24 protein-coding genes are annotated in these 25,847 nt (G+C 61.0%); 12 read left to right on the top strand and 12 right to left on the bottom strand.

Annotation, left to right across the window (positions count from 1 at the left end):
- Positions 1–18: 18 nt before the first annotated feature.
- Positions 19–897, top strand: coding sequence for a 50S ribosomal protein L11 methyltransferase (locus PY649_RS01575; protein ID WP_285866329.1), 879 nt, complete (start codon positions 19–21; stop codon positions 895–897).
- A 209-nt stretch (positions 898–1,106) separates the two neighbouring features.
- On the opposite strand, the gene PY649_RS01580 is transcribed toward PY649_RS01575, so the two are convergent.
- Positions 1,107–1,247: a hypothetical protein gene (locus PY649_RS01580; protein ID WP_162950096.1), complete on the bottom strand. Its 141-nt coding sequence runs from the start codon at positions 1,245–1,247 to the stop codon at positions 1,107–1,109.
- Between the two features lie 339 nt (positions 1,248–1,586).
- Here PY649_RS01580 and PY649_RS01585 point away from each other — a divergent pair, with 339 nt between their 5' ends.
- Positions 1,587–3,422, top strand: a complete 1,836-nt coding sequence (locus tag PY649_RS01585; protein WP_285866330.1) for an aminopeptidase P family protein — start codon at positions 1,587–1,589, stop codon at positions 3,420–3,422.
- 35 nt (positions 3,423–3,457) lie between these two features.
- Here PY649_RS01585 and PY649_RS01590 read toward each other — a convergent pair whose 3' ends face one another.
- Together PY649_RS01590 and PY649_RS01595 are read right to left on the bottom strand one after the other, a co-directional pair.
- Positions 3,458–3,769: an AzlD family protein gene (locus PY649_RS01590; RefSeq protein ID WP_285866331.1), complete on the bottom strand. Its 312-nt coding sequence runs from the start codon at positions 3,767–3,769 to the stop codon at positions 3,458–3,460.
- Between the two features lie 2 nt (positions 3,770–3,771).
- Complete coding sequence (locus PY649_RS01595) at positions 3,772–4,494, bottom strand: AzlC family ABC transporter permease (protein WP_285866332.1); 723 nt, start codon at positions 4,492–4,494, stop codon at positions 3,772–3,774.
- A 139-nt stretch (positions 4,495–4,633) separates the two neighbouring features.
- Here PY649_RS01595 and PY649_RS01600 point away from each other — a divergent pair, with 139 nt between their 5' ends.
- Complete coding sequence (locus PY649_RS01600) at positions 4,634–4,903, top strand: DUF2164 domain-containing protein (protein WP_285866333.1); 270 nt, start codon at positions 4,634–4,636, stop codon at positions 4,901–4,903.
- Between the two features lies 1 nt (position 4,904).
- Here the strand turns inward: PY649_RS01600 and PY649_RS01605 are convergent, their stop codons facing one another.
- The 3 genes from PY649_RS01605 to panC all read right to left on the bottom strand — a co-directional run bounded on the left by PY649_RS01605 (position 4,905) and on the right by panC (position 7,445).
- On the bottom strand, positions 4,905–5,645 hold the full coding sequence (locus tag PY649_RS01605; RefSeq protein WP_285866335.1) for a phosphotransferase family protein: 741 nt from the start codon (positions 5,643–5,645) through the stop codon (positions 4,905–4,907).
- 101 nt (positions 5,646–5,746) lie between these two features.
- Positions 5,747–6,568, bottom strand: coding sequence for a 3-methyl-2-oxobutanoate hydroxymethyltransferase (gene panB / locus PY649_RS01610; protein ID WP_285866336.1), 822 nt, complete (start codon positions 6,566–6,568; stop codon positions 5,747–5,749).
- A 1-nt stretch (position 6,569) separates the two neighbouring features.
- Positions 6,570–7,445, bottom strand: a complete 876-nt coding sequence (gene panC / locus PY649_RS01615; protein ID WP_285866337.1) for a pantoate--beta-alanine ligase — start codon at positions 7,443–7,445, stop codon at positions 6,570–6,572.
- Between the two features lie 186 nt (positions 7,446–7,631).
- On the opposite strand from panC, the gene PY649_RS01620 reads away from it, so the two are divergent.
- A complete protein-coding gene (locus PY649_RS01620) occupies positions 7,632–9,029 on the top strand; it encodes a hypothetical protein (RefSeq protein ID WP_285866338.1) in 1,398 nt (465 codons plus the stop codon).
- A gap of 1 nt (position 9,030) precedes the next feature.
- Here PY649_RS01620 and PY649_RS01625 read toward each other — a convergent pair whose 3' ends face one another.
- The 4 genes from PY649_RS01625 to PY649_RS01640 form a co-directional block, all read right to left on the bottom strand.
- Positions 9,031–10,116, bottom strand: coding sequence for a glycosyltransferase family 4 protein (locus PY649_RS01625; protein ID WP_285866339.1), 1,086 nt, complete (start codon positions 10,114–10,116; stop codon positions 9,031–9,033).
- 81 nt (positions 10,117–10,197) lie between these two features.
- Entirely contained in the window at positions 10,198–10,821 is a 624-nt protein-coding gene (gene pncA, locus PY649_RS01630; RefSeq protein ID WP_285866340.1) for a bifunctional nicotinamidase/pyrazinamidase, read from the bottom strand.
- A 111-nt stretch (positions 10,822–10,932) separates the two neighbouring features.
- Complete coding sequence (fucP, locus tag PY649_RS01635; RefSeq protein ID WP_285866341.1) at positions 10,933–12,216, bottom strand: L-fucose:H+ symporter permease; 1,284 nt, start codon at positions 12,214–12,216, stop codon at positions 10,933–10,935.
- Between the two features lie 280 nt (positions 12,217–12,496).
- Positions 12,497–13,402 carry a LysR substrate-binding domain-containing protein gene (locus PY649_RS01640; RefSeq protein WP_285866342.1) on the bottom strand — a complete coding sequence of 302 codons (906 nt, stop codon included), beginning with the start codon at positions 13,400–13,402 and terminating at the stop codon, positions 12,497–12,499.
- A 106-nt stretch (positions 13,403–13,508) separates the two neighbouring features.
- Here PY649_RS01640 and PY649_RS01645 point away from each other — a divergent pair, with 106 nt between their 5' ends.
- The 4 genes from PY649_RS01645 to PY649_RS01660 all read left to right on the top strand — a co-directional run bounded on the left by PY649_RS01645 (position 13,509) and on the right by PY649_RS01660 (position 15,805).
- The gene (locus PY649_RS01645) at positions 13,509–14,234 is read left to right on the top strand and encodes an SDR family oxidoreductase (RefSeq protein WP_285866343.1); all 726 of its coding nucleotides are present in this window, start codon (positions 13,509–13,511) and stop codon (positions 14,232–14,234) included.
- Between the two features lie 82 nt (positions 14,235–14,316).
- Positions 14,317–14,589 (top strand): Atu4866 domain-containing protein, encoded by a 273-nt coding sequence (locus tag PY649_RS01650; RefSeq protein WP_285866344.1) that lies wholly within the window; start codon positions 14,317–14,319, stop codon positions 14,587–14,589.
- Between the two features lie 11 nt (positions 14,590–14,600).
- The gene (locus tag PY649_RS01655) at positions 14,601–14,774 is read left to right on the top strand and encodes a winged helix-turn-helix transcriptional regulator (RefSeq protein ID WP_349644400.1); all 174 of its coding nucleotides are present in this window, start codon (positions 14,601–14,603) and stop codon (positions 14,772–14,774) included.
- Between the two features lie 146 nt (positions 14,775–14,920).
- Entirely contained in the window at positions 14,921–15,805 is an 885-nt protein-coding gene (locus PY649_RS01660; protein ID WP_285866346.1) for an amino acid ABC transporter substrate-binding protein, read from the top strand.
- A gap of 92 nt (positions 15,806–15,897) precedes the next feature.
- Here the strand turns inward: PY649_RS01660 and PY649_RS01665 are convergent, their stop codons facing one another.
- Both PY649_RS01665 and PY649_RS01670 read right to left on the bottom strand, forming a co-directional pair.
- Positions 15,898–16,371, bottom strand: coding sequence for a VOC family protein (locus PY649_RS01665; protein WP_285866347.1), 474 nt, complete (start codon positions 16,369–16,371; stop codon positions 15,898–15,900).
- A gap of 149 nt (positions 16,372–16,520) precedes the next feature.
- Positions 16,521–18,998 (bottom strand): ATP-dependent helicase, encoded by a 2,478-nt coding sequence (locus tag PY649_RS01670; protein WP_285866560.1) that lies wholly within the window; start codon positions 18,996–18,998, stop codon positions 16,521–16,523.
- A 366-nt stretch (positions 18,999–19,364) separates the two neighbouring features.
- Here PY649_RS01670 and PY649_RS01675 point away from each other — a divergent pair, with 366 nt between their 5' ends.
- The 4 genes from PY649_RS01675 to PY649_RS01690 all read left to right on the top strand — a co-directional run bounded on the left by PY649_RS01675 (position 19,365) and on the right by PY649_RS01690 (position 25,823).
- A complete protein-coding gene (locus PY649_RS01675) occupies positions 19,365–20,534 on the top strand; it encodes an efflux RND transporter periplasmic adaptor subunit (RefSeq protein ID WP_285866348.1) in 1,170 nt (389 codons plus the stop codon).
- The gene (locus tag PY649_RS01680; RefSeq protein WP_285866349.1) at positions 20,531–23,689 is read left to right on the top strand and encodes an efflux RND transporter permease subunit; all 3,159 of its coding nucleotides are present in this window, start codon (positions 20,531–20,533) and stop codon (positions 23,687–23,689) included. Before PY649_RS01675 ends, PY649_RS01680 begins: the two co-directional genes overlap by 4 nt.
- Positions 23,690–23,937: 248 nt before the next feature.
- The gene (locus tag PY649_RS01685; protein ID WP_285866350.1) at positions 23,938–24,951 is read left to right on the top strand and encodes a flagellin N-terminal helical domain-containing protein; all 1,014 of its coding nucleotides are present in this window, start codon (positions 23,938–23,940) and stop codon (positions 24,949–24,951) included.
- A gap of 203 nt (positions 24,952–25,154) precedes the next feature.
- Positions 25,155–25,823 (top strand): YiaD family glycine zipper/OmpA-like lipoprotein, encoded by a 669-nt coding sequence (locus PY649_RS01690; RefSeq protein WP_285866351.1) that lies wholly within the window; start codon positions 25,155–25,157, stop codon positions 25,821–25,823.
- Positions 25,824–25,847: the final 24 nt, after the last annotated feature.

Here is a 25,847-nt window from a genome sequence, read left to right on the forward strand (position 1 = left end):
GTAAGAGAGACCGAAGACTTGAGTGAAATCCGCCTCTATGTGACGACGACCGAGAAAAAGGCCGAGCAGATTCTCGATCTGATGACGCCGGTGTTCGAAGACGAAGAACTGCCGATTGCCACCACCGAGATCGATGAGAAGAAGGATATCTGGGAGGCTTCGATCTATCTTTATGCAGTCGATGAAGATGACGTGCGCGCCCGTTTTGCCAACGTGCTGAAGCCGGCTTTTCCCGAGCTCGTCATCGAAAAGGAAGTGATTCCCGATGTCGATTGGATTGCCAAGTCGCTGGAGGGATTGAAGCCGGTTCGGGCAGGGCGCTTCCTGGTGCACGGCTCGCATGATCGCGACAAGGTGGGTCCCAGCGATATCGCTATCGAGATCGATGCCGGCCAGGCTTTCGGGACGGGTCATCACGGCACGACGGCGGGCTGCCTGGAGACGATCGAAAAAGTGCTCGCCAGCCGGCGAGTGCGCAATGCGCTCGATCTCGGTACCGGCAGCGGCGTGCTGGCGATCGGTGTGCGCAAATTGCGCAATATTCCGATTCTCGCGACTGATATCGATCCGGTCGCCGTCCGCGTCGCCCGGGAAAATGTCCGCCGCAACGGCATTGCCTCCGGTCTTGCGCTGGAGACCGCGCCCGGCTTTCACTCCACAGCGTTTTCCCGCCGCGGGCCTTTCGATCTGATCATCGCCAATATTCTCGCGCGGCCGCTGATCAGGATGGCGCCGCAACTGGTCGCTCATCTCGCTCCTGGTGGCTCGGTCATCCTTTCCGGCATCCTCGCCGAGCAGCGCTGGAAGGTGCTGGCCGCCTACAACGGCGCGAAGATGCGGCATGTGCGCACCATCTGGCGCAATGGTTGGGTCACGATCCATCTCGACCGGCCTTAAGCCGGTTCATTTCTAGGGGGCGTGTTTGCCGGGGCTTAAAATGCAAAAGGCGGTGCCGAAGCACCGCCTTGCAGATCGGTATTTGACCGATCCTGCCCGCGAGCGTGTGGAGGAGGAGTGCTCAAGCGGGCTCTACCGTTCAGGCCACGATCCGGGGAGGGAGGAGGAGTTCCGGACCGCGACAATACGAACGCGTAGCTCTGTAACTGTTAGTGGCGACCGCCACGGTTTGCGCCGATTGCCTTCGACGTTTCGACTTCGAGCTGGCGAAGCGCGCCGATGGAGTGGCGTACGGTGCGACGCTCGCCTGCCAGCGCCGGGCTAACATATGCGGAGCGAGAGATAGTCATTGTCATAGTCCTTTTCGAGTGGGTTCGCCGCGAACCCGTTTGATGGTGTTGATATAGCGACTCGCCCTCTTACGTGGCAGGGGGCATGCTTCATGGGAGCTATGCAGTTCGTGCATGTTATGCGCCGTGATGATGTCACAATCGACACCCGCTGCTCACGAAATGGGCGAATTCGTTAACGCGCTACTCGCCTCGCTTGGGTGTTTGCCGGTCGGGGTTCTCCATCGGATCAATAGTGGGTAATTCGGCCCGAAAATCGTTTCACACTTCGAGGGATCATGCTCTAACATGCTGTCAGCACTCAGTTTCACGGATTCTCGATCAATTTCGGATTAAGCCATGTTCCAGTCTTTCGATGTCACCTCCACCCCGCAATTCGGCCGCGAACGTGTCACCGGTCTACGTGCCGCCTTCGGCGATCTCGGCATAGACGGCTTCCTGGTGCCTCGCGCCGACGAATATCAGGGCGAGTATGTGCCGAAGTGTTCGGAGCGTTTGGCCTGGCTGACGGGCTTCACTGGTTCAGCGGGTGTTGCACTTGTGACGCAGTCTCAAGCCGTGGTTTTTGTCGATGGTCGCTATGTGACGCAGCTTGCCGAGCAGGTGGACAAATCCGTGTTCACCGGCGGCGATCTGGTCGACGAGCCGCCGCATGTCTGGTTGCCGCGCCATGCGCCTAAAGGTTTCAAGCTCGGTATCGATCCGTGGCTGCATACCGGCGCTGAAGTCCGGCGGCTGGAAAAGGCGCTGGCGGAAATCGGAGGCGAGCTCATCTTCCTGCCGCATAACCCGCTCGACAAGCTTTGGAGCGACCGGCCGGCCGAGCCGCTGGGTGCCGTCATCATCCAGGATATCGCACAGGCCGGCGTGCTGGCCAAAGAGAAGCTGGCAACCATGGCGGCCGAGCTCAAGGCAAAGAACCTCAAGGCGGCGCTGATCACCGATCCGTCGTCGGTCGCCTGGACCTTCAATATTCGCGGCAACGACGTACCTCATACGCCGCATCCCCTTGCACGCGCCATCGTCTATGCCGAGGGTGAGGCGCAGCTCTTCCTCGACAAGCGCAAGACCAATGTCGAAGCCGAGGCCTATCTGGCGCAGATCTGCACGCAATTGCCGCCTTCCGATTTCGTCAAGCAGCTGGCCGCCGCGTCGGTCAATGGCCGGCGCATTTTCGTCGATCCCGATCTAGCCTCCTACGCGCTGACGGACATCATCCGCCGCGAAGGCGGCGAGGTGGTGGAGGGCACCGATCCGGCCCGACTGCCGCGGGCGCGCAAGAATGCCGCAGAAATCAACGGTTCGGCCGCCGCTCATCTGCAGGACGGCGCCGCCATGGTCGAATTCCTTTATTGGCTGGATACCGGCAAGCCCGGCACGATCACGGAAATAGCCGCCGCCGAGCGGCTGGAGGCGAGCCGCGCGCGCGTCGGTCAGAGCATGCAGAACCCGCTGAAGGATATCTCCTTCGACACCATTGCCGGTGCCGGCGAGCATGCGGCGATCATGCACTATCGCGTGACGACGGCCACCGACCGGCTGATCCAGGCCGGCGAACTGTTTCTGATCGATTCCGGGGCGCAATATATCAACGGCACTACCGATATCACCCGCACGGTGGGTATCGGCGCGGTTTCCGAAGAACAGAAGCGCCTGTTCACGCTGGTGCTGAAAGGCATGATTTCCATCAGCACGGCGCGTTTCCCTAAGGGCTCGCGCGGCTGCGATCTTGATCCGTTGGCGCGCATCGCGCTCTGGAAAGCCGGTGTGGACTTCGCCCATGGTACTGGCCATGGCGTTGGCTCGTATCTTTCCGTGCATGAGGGACCGCAGCGCATCTCGCGGCTATCGACGCAGGAACTGCTGCCCGGCATGATCCTGTCGAATGAGCCCGGTTACTATCGTCCCGGCCATTTCGGCATTCGTATCGAGAACCTGGTCTATATTCGCGATCCTGAAGAGATCGAAGGCGGCGATATGCCCATGCTCGGCTTCGAAACGCTGACGTTCTGCCCGATCGACCGCAGTCTCGTTCTTCCGGAACTGCTGACGCATGACGAGCTGCACTGGCTGAACGAATATCACGCCAAGACCCGGGAGGCGCTCTTGCCACTGATCCACGATCCGGATGTCCAGGCCTGGCTGGAGAACGCGACGCTGGAACTGAGCCATTGAGGAGACTTACCCTTCTCCCCTTGAGGGAGAAGGTATTAAATCCCGGCAAAGTGCCGCCACGCCATTACGACCACCCATCCTGCAATCAGCATGTATGTCGGCGAGAAACGCAGACCCACCACCAGCGCCACAGCCATCGCCACTTTCGTATCCCAGCCGCCAATGAAAAAGGCGGGTGCGACGAGTGTCGTAAGTACGGCGGCCGGCACGGCATTCAGTGCGGCTTCGACGCGTGGAGGAATGCGCGTCATCTTGGTGATGAGGATGTAGCCGCCGATGCGAGTGAGGTAGGTCACGACGGCGGCGGCGAAGATCAGCAGGACCATATGCGGATTGAAATCGGTCATGCTCAGACCTCGTGATTTTCGGTGGCGAGGTCGGGCTTGCGGTTCGACTTGACCGGCGGCAGCGCGGCCGCAAGGGCAACGCCGGCAAGCGCGCCGATGCTGACGTGCCAGGGCGAACCCACATAGCGAAAGGCAATGGCGGAGGCAGCGGTGCTGGCGATGACCACGGGCAGGAAATTGTCACGTTTGCGGAAGCCGATGACGATGCCGAGGAAATAGACCGGCAGCAGAATATCGAGGCCGATCGTCCTGGGATCGCCGATCAGGCTTCCGAGCAGGCCGCCGACGAAGCTCAGCACCACCCAGGGGATGTACACCATTGCTGCGAAACCGAGGTACCAGGCAAAGGTAACCGGCTTGCGGCTCTCGCCGCGCTTCACCGTATCGGCAAATTGCGGGTCGACCAGCAGGAAGAAGGTGAAGAATTTTTCGACAGGCGAGAAATGTCTGATGTAACGGGTGATTGCCGCCGAGTAGAGCACATGGCGAAAGTTGACCGCCAGGATCGACAGCACGATCAGCCATGCCTGGACGTTGTGGCCGAAAAGATCGAGGCCCACCATCTGGCTGGCGCCGGCATAGACCGTACCGCTCATCAGGGTCAGCTCGCCAAGCGACATGCCCTGGTCGCGCGCCAGGGCGCCAAACAATGCGCCGAAGGGCGCTGCCGCGAGGCCGACGGGAATGCCACCCTTCAACCCCTCAAAAAATTCCGCGCGACCCATCGTCCGCTCTGTCCTTTATGGAAAACCTTTCGCCCTGTAAGCTGCGCGCGCAGCGTCGGCAATTCAATTTCCTTGATGGGACAATTGATTTCGTTGATCTGGCCGATTGGATTTGCTCGGAAACGTCGGAGCGCAAGCCGTGAAAAAGATTAGCTTTTCGAAAGAGGAAAAGGCCGCGATCGTGGCCCGGATTCAGCACTATTTCTCCGACGAACTCGACCAGACGATCGGCGCGCTGCCGGCGGAATTCCTGCTCGATTTCTTCACCACCGAGATCGGCCCGCATTTCTACAATCAGGGCCTGCGCGACGCCCATGCGGCGCTGATGACGAAGATGGAGGATTTCGGCGAGGCGATCTATCTGTTGGAGAAGGAAGCGATAAGCCACTCGCCGCCGGGGAAGCGGTGACTCAGATCAGTGCGCTGCCCTCGATCAGTCCCATCAAACTGTCGACCTCATCCGGAACGCCCTCTGACAATCGAGCCGCCGCAACATAAGGAAGCCAGGTGAGGGTGTCCCTAGGGTTCCGACCGGTTAGGCGTGCATATGCATCCACATAGGCTGTCGCCAGGTCGCGGTCATAATGATGCATGAGAACGTAGCTTCGGCAGACGTCGGCGAGCGGGTCTCCGCTGCAAGCATCAAGCCAATCAATGGTGACTGGCCGCTTAAGAGATCCAAGCACATTCCAGGGATGAAAATCGCCGTGACAAAGCCTGTCACCTTCAGGCAGGAGACGAAGCCCGGACAAGAGATGCTGCCGCCGGATTTCGTCCAATCGCACCGCGCGCTCAATATTATGAGACAGGCGCGATTTCATGCTTGGAAGCCTGACGCCGCTATGGTCGTGGATTTTGCGATGCATAGACGCCAGCGCATCGAGATAAGTTGAGGCCTGCAGCGGCTGCAGGGCAATTGCTTCGCCGAACGTCCCGCCTTCGGCTCGCGTCATGGTCAAGCCCCAGCGGCCTCTGATTTCGCCAACATCCCGTACCCTTGGAGCGTCTACTCCGAGATCCTCGAGAATTGCGAGGATCGCCGCCTCCCGAAAGGCTGAAGTCTTGGATGACTTATATAGCTTCAGGACTAGCTGGCCGTTCTCGTAGACCTCCGCCTCTTTACCGACACCGAGGAGGCTTCCTTGTTCCACACAAACCATCGAGCTGGCCTCGTTTCGATTGCTGCCTTACGAGCATTCTATCGGAACTTCGAGCGGAAGAGCAAAGTTGGCGTGGGCCGGCGGCATGCCCGCTATTTTTTCACCGGAAATACATGTTCCGCGCCCGGAAATGTCCGTGCCTTGACCTCTTCCGCATAGGCCTCGGCCGCCTTTGAAACCACCGGCGCCAGCTCGGCAAAATGCTTCACGAAGCGGGGTTTGAAATCGTTGAAGAGGCCGAGCATATCGTCGGAGACGAGAATCTGGCCGTCGCAGGCCGCTGACGCGCCGATGCCGATGGTGGGGATCGCAATTGACTGGGTGATCTCGCGGGCGACCGGCTCCACCGTACCTTCAACGACAAGGGCGAAGGCTCCGGCCTCGGCGATTGCTTTTGCATCCCGCCGGATCTTGTCGGCTTCCTTGTCGGAGCGTCCGAGCGAGCGATAGCCGCCGGTGGTGTTGATCAGTTGCGGCATCAGTCCCACATGGCCGAAGACCGGCACGCCACGTTGGGTGAGGAAGGCAACGGTCTCAGCCATTTCTTCGCCGCCCTCCAGCTTGACGCCGTTGCAGCCGGTTTCCTTCAAAATGCGTGCCGCATTGCGAAAGGCCTGTTCCTTCGATTCCTGATAGGAGCCGAAGGGCAGGTCGACGATGACGCAGGCTTTTTTTGCGCCGCGCATGACGCCCTGACCATGGGCGATCATCATTTCCAACGTCACGCCGACCGTCGATTCCATGCCGTAGAGAACCATGCCAAGGGAATCGCCGACCAGCAGCAGGTCGCAATGCTGGTCGAGAAGACGGGCGATCGGCGTCGTGTAGGCCGTGAGGCTGACGATCGGGCGTGTGCCCTTCATGGCTTCGATCTGAGCCGTGGTGGTCCGCTTGGTCTGTCCGATCGTGCTCATCTCAGGTGGCCTTGTAGTTGGTGGTCTGCTTGAGACCGATGACGCGATTGTCCAGTAGTCGGGTCGTGCCGACACGGACGAAGAGGGCGATGAGGATGGGCTGGCCCTGCAGGCTCGTCAGCGGCTCCAGAGTATCGGGATTGCGGATTGCGGCGACTTCGGGCGTTGCCAACGGCTCGCTGGCGATAAACGCGCGCAGGGCCGCCTCGAAAGCGGCAGGATCATCGGCGCCTTCAGCATAGAGTCGTTCGGCTTCTGCCAGCGCCTTCGGCACGATGACTGCGGCGGCGCGTTCTTCCGTCGAGAGATAGGTGTTGCGTGAGGACAGCGCCAAGCCATCGGCATCGCGCACGGTCGGCACCGCCACGATGCGGACCGGTTGGGCCAGATCGTCCACCATGCGGCGGATGATAGCCACCTGCTGATAGTCCTTTTCACCGAAATAGGCTCTGTCGGGCTGGACGATGTTGAAAAGCTTGGTGACGACCGTGCAGACGCCGGAGAAATGGCCGGGGCGAACTGCGCCCTCTAGTTCCATACCGAGCTTCGGCACGTCGACGAGCGTCGCCATCGGTCGCGGATACATGTCGGTCACACCGGGCGCGAAGAGGAAGTCGACTTCGCCATCGCGCAGCATATCGCTGTCGCGCTCGAGATCGCGCGGATATTTTGCAAGGTCCTCGTTGACGCCGAATTGCAGCGGGTTGACGAAGATCGACACGACGACGATGTCATTTTCAGCCCTGGCGCGAGCAACCAGTTCCATATGGCCGGCATGCAGATAGCCCATGGTCGGCACCAGGCCGATGCTTTTTCCCGCTCTGCGGTAGGAAGCAAGGTGTTCGCGCAATGCAGCTATCGTGCCGATCGTTTCCATGCTGACACTCCTCCACGGACCGGCGCCATCCAACGCCTCGCCGCCTCCGACCGCTCTGATTTGGCGGGTCCTTCTAACGTGTGCGGTGCAAAAAAGCAATTCAAGGACGCCTATGGCGATAGTCCATTTTATCTGTTGCGCATATAGCTTAGCGCTTTTCTCAGCTTTTTGATGTTAGGTGCCGCCATGGCAAAGATCGTAGCGTTGGCGGCATATTTTTATCAGGCGGCGGTGGCCTTCGGGCTGCTGATCGCGGTCGCGCATTTGTTGTCGCCGGCGGATTATGCGGCCTATTCGCTGTTCATCTCCATCAGCCAGTTCGCAGCGATCTTCTGTTTCGAATGGGTCCGTTTCGCCTGCAGCCGCTTCTATCCGGGCCAGGCGCCGGGCAGCGAGGCGGCGGAGCGTACAGCATTAACCGCCGAATTTGCTGCTTGCGCTGTGATCTGTCTCGTGGCTGCGGTCGCGTCGACCCTTTTCGCCGTGCCGGCGGAGATCGCAGTGCTCGGGGGTCTGGTGGCGGTCTTTCAGGGTGGCAGCGACCTGCATCTGACCATGCTGCGGTTCCGCCAAGAGTTTCGTGCCTTCTCGCGGCTGCAGGGGTCGCGGGCCACCATCCTGGCGGTCGGCACTTTGGCCGGTGCGGCGATCATGCCGAATTTTGCGTCTGCGGTGGCCGGCCTGCTCGCCGGCTATATCGCCTATGGTGCGCTAGCGATGTACCTTACCCGCAACAGTCTGCGCGAGGCGGCCGGTATCGAACTGCCGCTGGTGCGGAAGCATTTTGTCTATGGCAGTGTCGCGGCCGGTGCTTCTGTCATCGGGCTTTTGGCGCCGCTGGGGCTGAAGTCGATCCTGACGGCGGCATTGGGGGCAGGAGGGGCAGCGGGCGCGTTGCTGGCGCTCGACCTGCTGCAGAGGCCTTTCGTGCTCATCGTCTCGGCTCTGCAGGCCATCCAGTATCCCGATGTGGTCGCAACCTACGACCGCGAGGGGGCGACACCGGCATTCAGGCGGCAACTTGGCGCTTATTATTCGCTGCTCACGGGTTTCACGCTGATGACGGCGGCGGGGATCTTTGCGCTGCTGCAACCGGTTGGTCATTTCGTCATTGCGCAGGGCCTGCGCGATGGGTTTCTGAGTGCGGCACCGTTCGTTACCGGCCTATCGGTCTGCCGGGCCTTGACGCTCAACATGCTGCCGACGCCGGCGCATCTGCGCCATCGGCTGCTGGCTATCTTTCTGCTGGCGGTGGTGGATTGCGCGCTGCTCAATGCAGGCGCGCTTGCCGGCGGTTATCTTGTCTCCTTCAGCGATGGCGCGCTGATGGCGGGCGGCATGGTGGGCGCGCTGATCGCAATGGTGATCGGCGTGAAAGTGCTGATGGCGCTGCCATTCGATTTCGTCTGGCAGCCAGTCGTGCTTTCCGCTGCAGGGCTCGCCGTACCGGTGCTGGCGACCGCCGGCTTCGATTATTCGCTGTGGATTTCGGTCGGCGCTGGGATCGCCGGCGGCGCGGCCTTCTGTCTGCTCGGCCTCCACAGCTATTTCGTCACGATGTTCCGCCGGCAGGCCGTGTCCTGAGTTAGAGATCTTCCAGCATGGTCAGCACCCGGTCGGCGCTGTGGTCCCACGAGAAACGGGCGACATTCTCGCGGCCTCTTTTGCGCAGGTCCTCGCGCAGCTTTTCGTCGCCGGCGATCAGGCGCATGGCCGCAACCAGTTCATCCTGCCGCGTCGGATCGAAATAGAGCGCGGCGGCGCCGGAGGCCTCGCGTACTGCGGGGATATCAGCGGCGAGCACCGGGCAGCCCTGCGTCATGGCTTCGAGCGGCGGGATGCCGAAACCTTCATAGAGACTCGGGAAGACGAAAGCGGTGGCATGGCGCTCGAGGGCGGCGACTTCCGCATCGCTCAGCCGGCCGGGGAAGAGCATGTGATCGTTTGATTCGGGACCATCCGACTTGAACACGGTCGGCGCAGTGCCGCCGACGACCACCAGTTTCTGATCGGGATCGCGCAGAGCTTCAAAGGCGCGGATAGCGAAATCGAGGTTCTTGTTCGGCTTCATAGTGCCGACCAGCAGGAAGAAGCCATTGGTTTTGAGGCCCAGGCGCCGGATGATCGTTTCGTCCGGCTCGATGGCGGCGAAATGATCGACGGCGTTGTAGACGACATCGATGCCGTCGGAAGGGACGTGGAAGACGGAGGCGAGTTCCTGGCGCGAGAATTCCGACACGGTGCCGATCTTGGCGGTGCGGGTCAGCACCGAGCCGAGCGCGCCGTGTAACAGCCGATAGCTGCGCTTGAACGATTGCGGATGACGGAAGATCGTCACGTCATGAATGACCACGGCCTGGCGGCGATGCAGCAGCGGGCCGCTGCCACCGAAGCCGATCAACCGGCCACCGCGGGAATGGGCGAGCAACGCCGTTTGCTCCCAGACATGACCGGGACCGGAGCTGAACGCGTCAACCGATATGGCCGAAAGTCCAATATCGACCGGCGTATCGCGCGGAACGGCGAGCCGCCAGTTGATGCCCTTCAGCGCAGCGGGCACGGCGCCTGCAGCGATCTTGCGGTCGAGCGCCAACGTCAGCTCGCGGGCGAAACGTTGCACGCCCGATAAAGGCTGACTGAGGAAACGGCCGTTGATGGTGATCGACTGCACGCAAAATGTCCCAATATCTTCAATACCGGGAACAGCTTGCGCTATTTTCTTTAGGGAAGGTTTAGCCTGATAGGGGGAATTTTAGGCAAGCGCTTCTTTGCTGTCGATGATGGCGACGCCACGCGTCCGCATTTCGTTGATCGCGGCCTTGACGCCATTGGGATCGATGCCGCGGCTGGCGTCCTCGATGAAGCGAACGGTAACGCCGGGCAGCATTTCAATGGCGTCCAGGGCCGAGAATTTCACGCAGTAATCCGTCGCCAGCCCGCAGAGGTCGAGTTGGGTAACACCCTCGGCCCGCAGATGCGCGGCAAGGCCTGTAAGGGCGGCCTGATCATTGTCGCGGAAGGCGGAATAGCTGTCGACGGTCGGGTTTTGGCCCTTCTGCTGGATGAAGTCGATGCCATCGACATTCAGATCAGGGTGAAGCATGGCGTCTTCGGTGTTCTGGACGCAATGATCAGGCCACATCATCTGCGGCTTGCTGGAGAGCATGCCCATTTCAAAGGGTTTCTTGCCGGGATGGGAGGAGGCGAAGCTGCCGTGGCCGGCGGGATGCCAATCCTGGGAGGCGAGCACCATGTCGTATTTGCCACTGTCGATCAGCCTGTTGGCGATAGGCACCACCTGATCTCCGTCGGGCACGGGCAGATTGCCGCCGGGGCAGAAACCATTCTGGATGTCGATCAACAGCAGCGCTTTCATGCCCCGTCCTCCCGTTTTTCTCGCATTGCAACGATGCCAAGCGTTGCGCCCCGGATCAAGCCTTTTGCGCCCCGCCTGGCGGCCAGACGGGGCGCGATGGTTTTCCAAAGGTTATGCAGGCTTGTGGCCCTTAAGGCCATAGTAGGCGATGTAGGCATAGCAGAGGATCGGCATCAGGAAGGCGAGATGGATACCGATGGTATCGGCAAGCGTACCCTGGATGACCGGCAGGATGGCGCCGCCGACGATGGCGAGGACAAGGATGCTGGAGCCCTGGCTGGTATATTTGCCGAGACCGTGCAGCGCGAGGCTGAAGATTGTCGGGAACATGATGGAGTTGAAAAGGCCGATTGCCAGCACCGACCACATGGCGACATGGCCGGTCGAGAGCACGGTTACCAGCAGCAGGATGGCAGCGATCGCCGCATTGAAGGCCAGCGCCTTGCCATCGTCGATATGGCGCATGACCAACGAGCCTATGAAGCGGCCGATCATGGCGCCGCCCCAGAAATAGGAGACGTAATGGGCGGCATCGGGTTCGGACAGTTGGGCGATATCCGGCTGGCTCAGGAAATTGACGAGGAAGCTACCGACGCTGACTTCCGCGCCGACATAGAGAAAGATGCCGACCGCGCCCAGCACGAGGTGGCGATATTGCCATGCCGATCCGCCGCCGCGCATGGGCTCGATCGTCTCCTCGTCTTCGACCTCTGGTAGCTTCAATGCTGCGAACACGGCGGCAAGCACAAGGAAGGCCAAGGCGAGCAGCAGGTATGGGAATTTCACCGCACCGGCTTCGGCAAGCCGCATCGCATCGAGCTGCTCCGGCGTGGCGTTGGTGGCGGCGACGGTCGCGGCCGAGAGAATCAACATGGCGCCGAGGAGGGGAGCGAGAGTGGTGCCGAGCGAATTGAAGGCCTGTGTCAGATTCAGGCGGCTTGCGGCGGTGTCCGGAGGACCAAGCACTGTGACATAGGGGTTGGCCGCAACCTGAAGGATGGTAATGCCGGCGGCGAGGACGAAGAGGGCGCCGAGGAAGAGGGCATAGACGCGGAAGCTGGCGGCCGGGATGAACAGGGCGCAGCCGATGGCAGCGATGACAAGGCCGACGACAATGCCCCATTTATAGCTGATGCGTTTGACCAGCGCGCCCGCTGGCAGCGAGACGATGAAATACGAGCCGAAAAAGCAGAGCTGGATCAGCATCGATTGGGTGTAGTTGAGCCGAAAGACGCTCTTCAGATGCGGGACGAGAATGTCGTTCAGACAGGTGATGAAACCCCACATGAAAAAGAGCGAGGTCAGTGCGACGAGCGCGAATTGATAGTTGCCCTGGCCCTGGTGCGTGGACGCACGACCGCTAGCGGGCGCAGAGCTTGTTGCTATGCCAGCCATTTCTTTGTCCTCGAATTTTAGTCTTGCCAGATAAGGGTGGAGTTCCCTTTGGTGTGCCGAACGGCAGGCCGGCAGCGGCTTCCTGGGAGCGCGCCGGAGCCGTTGTAACTCGGAGCCGCGATACTCGATATAAGCGATTGGTTCGAGATTGGTAGCGTGCTAGCGATGCCGATTTTGCAATGCAGCAATGCGATTGACGGAGAGGGGTGGCCAGCTTTTGGCGGATGTGGAATCTCTGGGTATCGCTTCCAGGCCGCCGATAACGGCGCGCCTCTACCAATTAATTATCTTCGCCGGCTGGAACGCGCCTGACGTGCTCGATCAAGGCACGAAGCTTCGGAGCGGTGTTTCTGCGGCTCGGATAGTAGAGGTAGAAGCCTGCAAAATAGGGGCAATAGTCCTCGAGGATCGGTATCAGCTCGCCGCGGCCAATGAAGGGGCGGAAGCTCTCCTCCATTCCGAAGGATATGCCGGCGCCGGCCACTGCAAGCTTGATCATCAAGCTCATGTCGTTGGTGGTGATCGTCGACGGCACCGCTACGCTGAATTCCTTGCCTGCTTCAGCGAATTCCCAGCGATAGGGTGCCGATTTCGGTGAAGGACGCCAGCCGATGCAGGCATAGCCGGCGAGTTCGGCTGGATGTGACGGCACGCCGAAACGATCACGGTAGGATGGAGCGCAGACGGCCAGTTGTCGCTCGGCACCTGCGATCGGCAGGGCAATCATGTCCTGCGCGATGACCTCTCCCAGCCGTACGCCCGCGTCATAGCCTTCGGCGGCGATGTCGAACTCCTCGTCGGTGACGGTGATATCCAGTTCCACCTCGGGATATTTGTGGACGAAGGCGGCAAGGAGCGGCCCTGCAAGGAAACGTTCGGCAATCGAGGATACCGCAAGCCGCAAGCGTCCGCGCGGATGCGCCGTCAATGCCGCGGTCTTCTCCAGCGCTGAGCGCATTTCAGCAACAGCGGGAGCGACCCTCTCATAGAGCCGCTCGCCGGCTTCGGTGAGGCTGACGCTGCGCGTTGTGCGCAGCACGAGCGCGATGCCTAGGTTTTCCTCGAGGCGACGGATCGTCTGGCTGACGGCGGAGCGCGTCACGCCAAGCCGTGTTGCCGTCGCCCGGAAGCTTCTTTCCTCTGCTACGAGTGCGAAGACAGCGAGCGCATTCAGATCCGGATCCATTGGTTATTTTTTCTTTCCAATCTGGCAAGAAAGTGATGGCTTATCGAAACAATAGCCAATCCGTACAGTCAAGGCCTCATGATACGGACCAGGAAAGGATGAGGTCATGCCGATGGATAAAGTCATTCTGATCACAGGTGCTTCGAGCGGGATCGGGGAGGGCATTGCCCGCGAACTTGCTGCCGCCGGCGCGAGAGTGACGTTGGGCGCGAGGCGGATGGAGCGCTTGGAGGCGCTGGCCGACGAATTGAGTGCAGCGGGCGGCACGGTACTTGCCCATCCCCTCGATGTGACGGACCGCCAGAGCTTCGATGCTTTTGTGAATGCCGCCCGGCAGAAATGGGGGCGCGTCGACGTCATCGTCAACAATGCCGGCGTGATGCCGCTGTCGCTGATGGCTTCGCTCAAGGCCGAGGAGTGGGACCGGATGATCGACGTCAACATCAAGGGCGTGCTTTACGGCATCGCGGCAGTTCTGCCTGAGATGATCGCGCGCAATTCCGGCCAGATCATCAACATTGCGTCGATCGGAGCGCTTGCCGTTTCCCCGACAGCGGCGGTCTATTGCGCCACGAAATATGCGGTGCGGGCGATCTCGGATGGATTGCGACAAGAGCACAAGACATTGCGCGTGACCTGCATCCATCCCGGCGTCGTCGAAAGCGAGCTTGCCGATACGATCACTGATCCTGTCGCCGCGGAAGCGATGAAGACCTATCGCGCCATCGCCTTGAAGCCAGATGCCATCGCCCGCGCCGTACGCTTTGCCGTCGAACAGCCCGAGGATGTCGATGTCAACGAGATCGTCGTGCGCCCCACGGCCAGCGCTTAGCGGCCAAGGTAAATATCTATCCAAAGTCTCGCTTTGGCTCTTGCAGCCTGCGCTACATTCGTCATCCGAGGTCTACGCCATCATGAACAACAAGCCCGACGCATCTGCGACCAGGCAGCAAAGCCATCCCTATGTCGGTATGTGGGTTACTGCCGATGGCCTAGTGCGTCACAACCTGCTGCCGAGCGGCCGCTATGACGAGGCACGCGGCCGGCGCGAAAGCGCCTATCAGGGGCGATATGAAGTTCGCGGCAATCACATCGACTATTGGGACGATACCGGCTTCACCGCCGATGGAGACTTCATTGACGGCCTGCTCCATCACGGCGGCATGATCCTCTATCGCCAGAGGTAGCGCGGTATTGAATGGCGTCACCGGGAGACTGGCAGTGTTTCGCGGTGGCTTCCTCGTCGCTCTTCCGCCGTTGGCGGCGGCTAATCGTGCCTTATCTTGTCGATGAATCGAAGCGCTTCAACGAGTTGGCGTATCTTATGCCGGGCATCTCGTGCAGACCGTTGACCCTTGACTTGCGCGCTTAGGAAGACATCAAACCGCATCGGCTACTCCTTTATTAAGCAATCTACGATTGACAAATGGTCGCGAGGCCATAATCTGCGTTGAGCCCTTGTGATCATCCGCTTTACGGAGACGAGGATATGCTGGTGCCGTCGTCCTGCATGCAGAAATGGCCAAGCGCATGAGGTGGCTGCTGCTCGTCGGTCTTGCCGTTTGCATGTCGGCCTCCGCCGCGAGCGCCGGGACGCTCGACACGTTGCGACAGCGTGGAACCCTGCGCATTGGCTATGTCGTCGACGAGGCGCCGTTCTCCTCCAGCAAGCCCGATGCAAAACCGACGGGATACGCCGTCGATCTCTGCGGCAAGGTCGCTGACGAAATCGAACATGTCGTCCCGCAATTGAAGCGCGAATATGTCGAGATGACGCTCGCGAACGGCTTCGACGGCGTCAAGAGCGGTCAAGTGGATCTGCTTTGCGGCGCGGTCACCGTTAATCTGGAGAGGCGGGAAATCGTCGACTTCTCGCAGCCAATCTTCCTGACCGGAGCGAGCGCGCTGCTGCGCAGGGACTCGCCCGATTACCTGCAGGCCCTTTTTCTGGACAGACCCGCCGCTCCTCGCCCCGTTAGCCAGCACCTCGCATCCACCAGCGTCATCGGCGTGCGCGCAAACACGACGACGGACGCAATTTTGCGCAAGGCGCAGAGCACCGAGATTTCGAAAACACGGATCGCCGATTTCGACACGCATGAGGATGGGCTCAAGGCGCTGGAGGAACGCAAGATTGACGCCTATTTCGCTGATCAGGTGCTACTCATGAGTCTTGCCAAGCGCGCGCGCAATCCGTCCTCGCTCGAGGTCGGCGATCGTCTGTTCACGCATGAACCCTATGCAATCGCTCTGAGGCGCGACGATGGCGATTTCCGCCTGGTAGTCGACCGCGCGTTGACGGATTTCTATCTGTCGGACGGTTTCCTGCCGCTGCTCCAAAGCTATTTTGGTAGCGACGCGCCGATGTTGCACACGCAGATCATGATGGAGCATGTGCCTTGAAGCGTATCGCGATTGCCCGGATTCGCTCCTCGCACTTTAGGTTCTTGATTTTGCGCGACATTCCCTAGCGGCGGCGGAGACGCAATGAGGCCTCAGCCCCGCCGAGCTGCTTCGATCGCACTAACGTCGATCTTCCGCATGGTCATCATCGCATCAAAAGCACGCTTGGCCTCGTCACCGCCTACCGCGAGCGCTTCCGTCAGCACGCGCGGCGTGATCTGCCAGGACACACCCCATTTGTCCTTGCACCAGCCGCAAGCACTTTCCTGGCCGCCATTGCCGACAATGGCGTTCCAGTAGCGGTCGGTTTCTTCCTGATCGTCGGTGGCGATCTGAAACGAGAAGGCTTCGCTGTGTTTGAACGTGGGGCCGCCGTTCAGACCGATACAAGGAATACCCGCAACGGTGAATTCAACAACCAATACATCTCCCTGCTGACCGCTCGGATAATCTCCAGGCGCACGGGTGATCGCGCCCACTGCGCTGTCCGGAAAGGTTTCGGCGTAAAAGCGGGCGGCAGCTTCAGCGTCCTTGTCGTACCACACGCAGATCGTGTTCTTTGCCATTGCGTAGTCCCTTCGCTCCTCGTTTCCCCTCTTGAACTAAGAGGCAATCCGCTTTTCTCCAGTCCATGCAAGCCATTTTACTTGGTCAAAAGCCGAGCGCCGCCAAGGCTCGAAGTGTGCGCGTTGGGGCCGAGCGGTGCCGGCACCTCTCACGCCCGCTCTACAAACCCATCCAGCACACGCTTCTGCCCCGCCTTATCGAAGTTGATCGTCAGCTTGTTGCCCTCGATCTCCGATATATTGCCGTTGCCGAACTTCATGTGGAAGACGCGGTCGCCGACCGAGAAGCGGGAGGGTTCGGAGGAGGTGGATTTGGCGACGAGTTCGCCGTCGATGGTACGGGTTTTGGGGCCGCTTTCGCCGTAGCCGATACGTTCGACCGCATGACCGGAGCGGGAGCCCCAGTTGTCGCGGGTGGCGTCGTTCTTGTTGGCTTGCGCACGTTTCCAGCCGGGGGTGGAATAGGTGTTGGCGAAGGGATCGGCCTTGTCGAAGCGTGACTGGCCGTAGCCGCCGCGGCCGTAACCGCCGTAGGACTGCTCCATCTCAGCAACTTCGACATGGGTTTCCGGCAGCTCGTCGAGGAAGCGGGAGGGGATGGTCGATTGCCAAAGGCCGTGGATGCGGCGGTTGGAGACGAACCAGATGTGGCAGTGGCGCTTGGCGCGGGTGAGGCCGACATAGGCGAGGCGGCGTTCTTCCTCGAGGCCAGCGCGGCCAGATTCATCGAGTGAGCGCTGGTGCGGGAAAAGGCCTTCCTCCCAGCCGGGCAGGAAGACCGTATCGAATTCCAGGCCCTTCGCCGAGTGCAGCGTCATGATCGAGACCGCATCCAGATCTTCGTTCTGCTCGGCGTCCATCACGAGGGCGACATGTTCGAGGAAGCCGCGCATGGATTCGAAGCTTTCCATGGAGCGGATGAGTTCCTTGAGGTTTTCCAAGCGACCCGGTGCTTCCGCCGATTTGTCGTTCTTCCACATGTCGGTATACCCCGACTCTTCGAGAATCTGCTCGGCAAGCTCGGTATGCGGCGTGTTTTCGAGCAGGCCCTGCCAGCGGCGGAAGGATTGCACGACGTCGAACAGCGCCTTGCGCGCTTTCGGCTTCATCTCGTCCGTTTCGATGATATCAGCTGCCGCTGCCAGCATGGGGATATCGCGGACGCGGGCGTAGTCGTGAAGCGCGCGCACCGTGGTGTCGCCGAGGCCACGCTTCGGCGTATTGATGATGCGCTCGAAGGCGAGATCGTCGGCCGGCTGGCAGACGAGGCGGAAATAGGCCATGGCGTCGCGGATTTCGAGGCGCTCGTAGAAGCGCGGGCCGCCGACCACGCGATAGTTGAGGCCGAGCGTAACGAAACGATCTTCGAATTCGCGCATCTGGAAAGAGGCGCGCACGAGGATCGCCATGTCGTTGAGATTGTGCTTGTTGCGCTGAAGCTGCTCGATCTCCTCGCCGATCGCGCGGGCTTCCTCCTCGGAATCCCAGGAAGCGTGCACCTGCACCTTGATGTCGTCGGGATCGGAGCGGTCGGTGAACAGCGTTTTGCCGAGCCGGCCCTCGTTATGGGCGATGAGATGGGCGGCGGCGCCGAGAATATGCTCGGTGGAGCGATAGTTGCGCTCCAGCTTGATCACCTTGGCGCCTGGAAAATCCTTTTCGAAGCGCAGGATGTTGTCCACTTCCGCGCCGCGCCAGCCGTAGATCGACTGGTCGTCGTCGCCGACGCAGCAGACATTCTGCAGCTCGCCCTTCGGCCGCTGCGCCAGCAGACGCAGCCACATATATTGCGCGGTATTTGTGTCCTGATACTCGTCGACGAGGATGTAGCGGAAGCGTTTGTGGTATTCCTTTAGTACATCCGGGTTTTGTCGGAACATATTGATCGGATGCAGCAAAAGGTCGCCGAAGTCGCAGGCATTCAGCGTCTTCAGGCGAGCCTGATAGGCGGTATAGAGTTCGCGGCCCTTGCCGTTGGCGAAGGCGCGGGCGTCGCCCTCGGGAATGTCCGCCGGACCGAGTCCCTTGTTCTTCCAGGTGTCGATCATCCCAGCGAATTGCTTGGCGGGCCAACGCTTGTCGTCTATCCCTTCCGCCTGGATCAACTGCTTGATCAGGCGCACGACATCATCGGTGTCGAGAATGGTGAAGCTCGAGGAGAGGCCGACCAGCTCTGAATGGCGGCGCAGCAGCTTGACGCCGATCGAGTGGAAAGTGCCGAGCCAGGGCATGCCCTCGACGGCACCGCCGACGAGCAGCGCAATGCGCTCCTTCATCTCGCGCGCCGCCTTGTTGGTGAAGGTGACGGCGAGGATTTGCGAGGGAAAAGCGCGGTTGGTGGACAAGATATGGGCGATGCGGGTCGTCAGCACGCGCGTCTTGCCGGTGCCGGCGCCGGCCAGCACCAGTACGGGGCCATCCAGCGTCTCGACCGCTTCCGCCTGTTCCGGGTTGAGGCCGGCGAGGTAGTCGGGCCGGCGGCCGCCATCGCGCGCCGCCATGGCGCGGGCCGCAATACCGCCACCGCCGGGGGCAGGTGCTGGCGCGGGCCGGTGTGGCGCCGCGCGCGGAGCAAGGTGCTCCGGCTCCTCGTCAAAGAAGGGAATGTCGTCATGTCCGATGGTCATGCGGCTCAATGTAATGATTCTGCCCTGAAAGGCAAAAGAAACGGCCGGGAAATAGAACAAAAAGTGCACATTCTTTCGTGTGCAAGCCTTTGAACAGTTCGCCCCGCACATATTTGCGGCCGGTTACTGGCGGGCATCGAAACGTGCCGTTGTTCCCGGACAAGATTACAACTTTGTCATAATGCCGCGCAAATCTTGCCGCAGAACGGCAAAGCATCGATATTGCTGAAAGCAGGGCGGAATCGTGCGGCATATCGCCACTTCGCCGACGGCGTGGCCTCAAGAAACTTGAAGGATTCTTGGAGAGGCCACCCTGGACTTACGACGCGATTTCATCGCCTCTGACAAACCGAGCCGGAGACGTGCATGACCGCCTGGAAGCAGCTTTTCCTTTCCCTCATCGTACTTGTGGCCGGATGCGCCGCCGCGTTGGCTTTCGTGCCCGGCACGGCCGGATTGCTGACGAAAATCGGCGTTCCTCAGCATTGGGTGGCGGCGGTTGCGCCGGCCGCCGGCGGTAACGATGCTGGAGAGGCTAATGGCGCCACGGCCGGCAACAAACGGCAAGGCACCAATGGGCCACTGGTGGTGACTGAGGCCGTCGTGAGTGGCGTGGTCAATGATCGTCTCAGCGCCATCGGTACCGGCGATGCCATCCGCTCCGTCGTGGTGACGCCGCAGGCGGCGGGCACGGTCCGGGAAATTCTCATCAAATCCGGCGACCGGGTGAAGCAGGGCCAGGTCCTTGCCCGTCTCGACAATGACGAGCAGATCATCGCCCGCGGCCAGGCGGAAGTGACGCTGAAGAGCGCGGCCGAGAAATCGCAGCTCTATCACAACATCAAATCCAGCGTGTCGCGCATGGACGTCTTCGATGCCGAGATCGCCGAGCAAGGTGCAAAGCTGGCGCTGCAGTCGGCCGAGCTGGCGCTGACGCGCCGCGATATCGTCGCGCCGATCGACGGCATTGTCGGCATCGTGCCCGTCGTCATCGGCGACAATGTCACGACCACCACCAATATCGTCACGCTCGACGACCGCTCGGAAATCCTGGTGGACTACTGGGTACCGGAGCGTTTCGCGAATACGGTCAAGCTTGACCAGCCCGTAGAGGCGACATCGGTGGCGCTGCCGGGCCGACTGTTTTCAGGCGTGGTGGAGGCAGTCGACAACCGTGTCGATGGCACGAGCCGGACCCTGCGAATCCGCGCCCGTATCGATAATGCATCAGACGAGCTGCGCGCCGGCATGTCTTTCAATGTCGGCATGCGTTTTGCCGGCGAAACTTATCCTTCCGTCGATCCGCTGTCCGTGCAATGGGACGGTGAGGGCTCCTATGTCTGGCGCATCACCGACGGCAAATCGTCCAAGGTGCGCGTCAATGTCGTGCAGCGCAATCCGGATGCGGTGCTGGTCAAGGCCGATCTTAGGAATGGTGACCTGATCGTCACCGAGGGATTGCAGCGCGTGACCGAGAGCGGCTCAGTGCGCTTTGCCCGCGATGTTGCCGCGGCGGCGGAGGTCGTCACGGAATGACGGGGCATGACAACGACGCCGGCGATGCAGCCGAAACCGGTAGCGGCAAACAAACTTTCACCGCTCTCTTCGTGCGCCGGCCGGTGCTGGCACTGGTTTTCAATACGCTGATGGTTGTTGCCGGCCTCGCTGCCTATTTCGGCGTCGAGGTACGCGAATTGCCCGACGTCGACCGTCCGGTGGTGACCGTGCGGACCATGTTCGACGGTGCCGCGCCGCAGACGATTGACCAGGAGCTGACCAAGGTTATCGAAGGTGCGGTCGCCCGCGTCAGCGGCCTGAAATCGGTGTCCTCGAGCTCTTCTTTCGGCCAGAGCCGCGTGACGCTCGAGTTTTCCGATGCCACCGATCTTTCCGTCGCGGCAAACGACGTCCGCGACGCTATCGGCCGCATCACAGAGCAACTGCCTGATGAGGCGGACGCGCCGCAGATCGTCAAGGCGGATTCGGATTCGCAGCCGACCATGCGGCTTGCCGTCACCTCCAACACGCTGACCATGGACGACCTCACGCAACTGGTCGACAACGAGATCACCGACCGGCTTGCCTCCGTTGATGGTGTGGCCGATGTCGAGCTCTACGGCGACCAGGAGAAGGTTTTCCGTATCGACGTCGACCAGGCGGCGCTTGCGGGACGCGGGCTGACGATCGGCGATCTGACGACGGCTCTCGCGACGGCCGCGCTCGATGTGCCGGCGGGATCGCTGAAAAGCACGCGGCAAGATATCGTTGTGCGCGCTACGGCCGCGCTGCAGACGCCCGAGGATTTTTCACGGCTGATCATCAAGGACCGCGTCCGGCTGGCCGATGTTGCGACCGTGACGCTTGGCCCTCGCGACGGGACGACGGCGCTGCGCTCAAACGGCGTGCAGGGCGTCGGTCTCGGTATCATCCGTCAGGCGCAGTCGAACACGCTGAACATCTCCAACGGCGTGAAAGCCGTGGCGGCGCAATTGTCGAAGTCGCTGCCGGAAGGTACCCGCATCGCCATCACCAGCGACGATGCCGTGTTCATCCAGGGCGCAATCCATGAGGTGGTGCTGGCGCTGGTGCTGTCGGCGCTGATCGTGACGGTCGTGATCTACCTCTTCCTTAGGGATTGGCGGGCAACGCTGATCCCGGCCGTTACAATACCGGTTGCGCTGACCGGCACGCTGGCGGCGCTCTATATGGTCGGCTTCTCCGTCAACATCCTCACGCTGCTGGCGATCGTGCTCGCAACCGGGCTCGTGGTCGACGACGCCATCGTCGTTCTCGAAAACATCGTCCGGCGCAGGTCGGAAAAGATGGGACCACGCGCTGCTGCCGTTCTTGGCACGCGCGAGGTCTTCTTCGCGGTCATCGCGACGACGGCGACCCTAGCCGCTGTCTTCATCCCGCTATCCTTCCTGCCAGGGCAGGTGGGTGGCCTGTTTCGTGAATTCGGCTTCGTGCTCGCCTTTTCCGTCGGCCTTTCTTCGATCGTGGCGCTGACACTGTGCCCGATGCTCGCCTCGCGCATGCTCACCAAGGAGATGCGCGAGGATCACGGGATGCTCGGCCGCTTCGGCGAGATGTTTTCCGGCGTCTACCGGCGCACGCTTCGGGCCTGCCTGAACGCGCCGCTGGTGGTCATGGCCTTTTGCGCGATCTTTTCCGCCGCTGCGGTCCTCGCCTTCATGGGCGTCAAGAGCGAGCTGACCCCGAACGAAGACCGTGCCATGGTGACGCTCAGGCTGACCACGCCGCAGGGCGCCAGCCTCGACTACACCAGGGACCAGTTGCAGCGTGTCGAAGAGAACCTGCAGCCATTGATGGATAGCGGCGACATCCGCAATATCTATGCGATTTCCGGCCAGAACGGCGCTGCCAATACGGGCTTCATGGTGTTAACGCTCGCGCCCTGGAGCGAGCGCCATCGCACGCAGACCGAAATCGTCGCCGATATCAACCGGGCGATGGACCGGGTGCCGGCGGTCCGTGGCAATGTTTTCCAGTCGAACAGCCTGCGCATCCGCGGTGCCGGCAGCGGCGTGCAGATGGCGCTGACCGGCAACGACCACGAGGCGCTCACACAGGCAGCGCTGAAGCTGGTCCAAGCGTTGGATGCGACCGGGCAGTTCGATACGCCGCGCCTGAACAACGAACCGACGCAGGCGCAGGTCTCCGTCGCGATCGATCGCGAGCGAGCGTCCGACCTTGGCATCGACATCACCGGCCTGTCGATGGCGCTGCAATCGCTGCTCGAAGGGCGTTCAGTCGTCGATGTCTTCGTTGCGGGCGAGGCCTATCCGGTGCTTCTGACATCGACCATGCGGCCGATCGACGATCCGACCGATCTCGAAAACGTCTTCCTGAAGACGGGTGACGGCAAGATCGTACCGATGTCCGTCATCGCCGGCCTGAAGGAGGGGGCGGTTGCGCCGCAGCTCACCCGCGAGCAACAGCTTGCCTCCGTCGCCATTACTGCCGGCCTGAAGCCCGGCATGTCGCTCGGTCAGGCGGTCGAGCAGGTGACGGCGATCGCCGCGCCGCTCCTGCCGCCCGGTGCGCGGCTCATCCCTCTGGCGGAGGCGGCGACGCTGGAGGAGAATTCCAACGGCATGGCGCTGACCTTCGGCTTTGCCATCGTCATCATCTTCCTGGTGCTTGCCGCACAGTTCGAAAGCGTGCTGTCGTCGCTGATCATCATGTCGACGGTGCCGCTCGGCCTTGCCTGTGCGGTTTTCGCGCTGGTCATCACCGGATCCAGCCTCAATATCTACAGCCAGATCGGCCTGGTGCTGCTTGTCGGGGTGATGGCCAAGAACGGCATCCTGATCGTGGAGTTCGCCAACCAGCTCCGCGACAAGGGCGAGAGCGTGCGGGAGGCGATCGAAAAAGCCTGCGCACTGCGTCTGCGTCCGGTGATGATGACGATGATCGCTACCATACTCGGCGGCGTGCCCTTGGTGTTCGCCCATGGTGCGGGTGCGGAAGCGCGCATCGCGCTCGGCTGGGTGATCGTCGGCGGCCTCGGCTTCGCGACCTTGGTAACGCTTTACGTCACCCCGGTCGCCTATCTCTTGATCGCTCGCTTCGCCAAGCCGCAGGCACATGAGGAACTGCGGCTGCACGAGGAGATGTCGCAGGCGGCCTTGCGGGCGAAGGTGGCCAAGCTTAGGGCGGCGGAATGACTACAATCACAGCATGATGGATCATTTCTGGGTTCAACGGCGATTTGTGGTAAATCGCACGTTTCGATTATCCCTTTATTAAGTATGCTTGATAATCATAGGTGCCTGTAACCGCTCGAGTTCAGGCGTTGTTTTTGCCGGACTCATCGTTTGCCGACACGGTCGGTCCGCACGCATGAAGGCCTGCGGCATGGTTCCAATGTCTCCTTGTATTTGTTGCGTATTGTTGTGTTCGGAGTTCATGTGTCGTGAGTATTTTTTCGACCTTCGTAAGGGTTAGTTCCCCTGTCACCACAGCCCTGGAGGTCCTTAGAAACACCCAGACGAATCTGAATGTCGCGCAGCGTCAGATGTCGTCCGGTCTGCGCGTGCAGACGGCTAAGGACAACGCCACCTATTGGACGATCTCGACATTGACACGCTCCGACATCGGTGCGGTCTCGGCGGTACAGGATGCGCTCGGACTTGCCGCAGCCACGGTTAGCACCGCTTCCACTGGCATCAACAGCGCCATCGACATCGTTACTCAGATCAGGTCGAAATTGGTCACCGCCTATGAAGGCAGCGTCGACAAGACCAAACTCAACGAGGAAATCAGCCAACTCAAGGACCAGCTTCGCAGTGTCGGCGAATCGACGAGCTTCAACGGCGTCAACTGGGTCGTGCTCCAGGACGGTGAGGATCCTACCGAGCCGCATCGCATCCCGGGCTCGCTCATCCGCCATGCCGATGGCACGGTTTCGATCGGCATGCTGAACTATGAGGGTGCCAGCTCGACCAGCGGCGCCATCGTGTCGACAGATGCACGATACCTGATCGACGATCAATCAAGCGGCACCGGCGGCTATGGCGTGCTCACCTCCACTGCCTTTGCGACGGAGGCGGGGGCAGCAAAGAACTATGTGCTGATCAGCAGCAAGAATGGCGACACGAGCGGACAGGTGGAAATCTCGCTCGATGCCAATACGACACAGGGCGGTTTGACGGATATGGTCAATACCGTCACCGCCATGCTGCATCAGCTGAACACGATAGGATCTGCCTTCGGCTCGCTGGAGACGCGTGTCAGCCTCCAAAACCAATTCGCCAGCGATCTCGGTGATTCGCTCACCAGCGGCGTCGGCAAGCTGGTCGACGCCGACATGGAGAAGCAATCAAGCCGGGTGTTGGCGCTGCAAACTCAGGAGCAACTGGGGCTGCAATCCCTGTCGATTGCCAATGCGAGTTACGATACCGTCAGGCAGCTATTCCAAAATCTTTGATCGCGCAGCGCCTGAATTTCAAGGGAAATCGGCAGAGATCGGCTGGGCGCTTCCCGTTTCTCCGAAGCCGTCGGTCTCGAGGGAAGGCGCTCTGGCGCTATGGCGGGAGAGACCGTCGGCAAGTAGACGCAAATTCCATTTCATCATATTGCCGCAATGCTTCATATCTGCTGCGGACCATCGAACCGGAGAGCGACGATTCTATGATCAAGAAATTTGCCATCCTTGCCGTCTCGGCAGCCTTTCTCAATGCATGCACGACCACAGACCCCTATACGGGCGAACAGAAAGTATCCAACACAGCTGGCGGCGCTGCGATCGGCGCGGGCGTCGGCGCGGTTGCCGGCCTCCTCATCGGCCATTCGCCGGCCTCGCGCCGCAATGCAGCGCTGATCGGCGCTGGCGTAGGCGCGCTCGCGGGCGCGGGCATCGGCAATTATATGGACCAGCAGGAATCCGAATTGCGTGCGCAGTTGCAGGGCACCGGCGTTTCGGTGACGCGCGTCGGCGATCGCATCATCCTCAATATGCCGTCGGCCATCACCTTCGACATCGACCAGGATGCGATCAAGCCGGAATTCTATCCGACGCTGAATTCGGTCGCGATCGTGCTGCGCAAGTTCAACCGCACGCTGATCGACGTCAACGGCCATACGGATTCGACCGGCAGCCTGCAGCACAATCAGGATCTGTCCGAGCGCCGCGCCGGTTCGGTTGCCAACTATCTCGGCAGCCAGGGTATCGACCAGCGCCGCATGTCTGCTGTCGGCTTTGGCCCGAGCCAGCCGGTCGCCACCAACGCCACCGAAGCCGGCCGCGCACAGAACCGCCGCGTCGAAATCCAGATCGCGCCCATTACCCAGAACGGCTGATCTGAGATCACCATTCAAATGGCG

The organism is Rhizobium mayense, assembly GCF_030272705.1.
GTDB lineage: Bacteria > Pseudomonadota > Alphaproteobacteria > Rhizobiales > Rhizobiaceae > Rhizobium > Rhizobium mayense.

Bases quoted from the DNA above. Each gene is read 5' to 3' on its own strand.
- PY649_RS01580 (WP_162950096.1), bottom strand. From the start codon at position 1,247: ATGACTATCTCTCGCTCCGCATATGTTAGCCCGGCGCTGGCAGGCGAG.
- PY649_RS01585 (WP_285866330.1), top strand. From the start codon at position 1,587: ATGTTCCAGTCTTTCGATGTCACCTCCACCCCGCAATTCGGCCGCGAA.
- PY649_RS01590 (WP_285866331.1), bottom strand. From the start codon at position 3,769: ATGACCGATTTCAATCCGCATATGGTCCTGCTGATCTTCGCCGCCGCC.
- PY649_RS01595 (WP_285866332.1), bottom strand. From the start codon at position 4,494: ATGGGTCGCGCGGAATTTTTTGAGGGGTTGAAGGGTGGCATTCCCGTC.
- panB (WP_285866336.1), bottom strand. From the start codon at position 6,568: ATGAGCACGATCGGACAGACCAAGCGGACCACCACGGCTCAGATCGAA.
- panC (WP_285866337.1), bottom strand. From the start codon at position 7,445: ATGGAAACGATCGGCACGATAGCTGCATTGCGCGAACACCTTGCTTCC.
- PY649_RS01620 (WP_285866338.1), top strand. From the start codon at position 7,632: ATGGCAAAGATCGTAGCGTTGGCGGCATATTTTTATCAGGCGGCGGTG.
- pncA (WP_285866340.1), bottom strand. From the start codon at position 10,821: ATGAAAGCGCTGCTGTTGATCGACATCCAGAATGGTTTCTGCCCCGGC.
- fucP (WP_285866341.1), bottom strand. From the start codon at position 12,216: ATGGCTGGCATAGCAACAAGCTCTGCGCCCGCTAGCGGTCGTGCGTCC.
- PY649_RS01640 (WP_285866342.1), bottom strand. From the start codon at position 13,402: ATGGATCCGGATCTGAATGCGCTCGCTGTCTTCGCACTCGTAGCAGAG.
- PY649_RS01645 (WP_285866343.1), top strand. From the start codon at position 13,509: ATGCCGATGGATAAAGTCATTCTGATCACAGGTGCTTCGAGCGGGATC.
- PY649_RS01650 (WP_285866344.1), top strand. From the start codon at position 14,317: ATGAACAACAAGCCCGACGCATCTGCGACCAGGCAGCAAAGCCATCCC.
- PY649_RS01655 (WP_349644400.1), top strand. From the start codon at position 14,601: ATGGCGTCACCGGGAGACTGGCAGTGTTTCGCGGTGGCTTCCTCGTCG.
- PY649_RS01660 (WP_285866346.1), top strand. From the start codon at position 14,921: ATGGCCAAGCGCATGAGGTGGCTGCTGCTCGTCGGTCTTGCCGTTTGC.
- PY649_RS01665 (WP_285866347.1), bottom strand. From the start codon at position 16,371: ATGGCAAAGAACACGATCTGCGTGTGGTACGACAAGGACGCTGAAGCT.
- PY649_RS01670 (WP_285866560.1), bottom strand. From the start codon at position 18,998: ATGACCATCGGACATGACGACATTCCCTTCTTTGACGAGGAGCCGGAG.
- PY649_RS01675 (WP_285866348.1), top strand. From the start codon at position 19,365: ATGACCGCCTGGAAGCAGCTTTTCCTTTCCCTCATCGTACTTGTGGCC.
- PY649_RS01680 (WP_285866349.1), top strand. From the start codon at position 20,531: ATGACGGGGCATGACAACGACGCCGGCGATGCAGCCGAAACCGGTAGC.
- PY649_RS01690 (WP_285866351.1), top strand. From the start codon at position 25,155: ATGATCAAGAAATTTGCCATCCTTGCCGTCTCGGCAGCCTTTCTCAAT.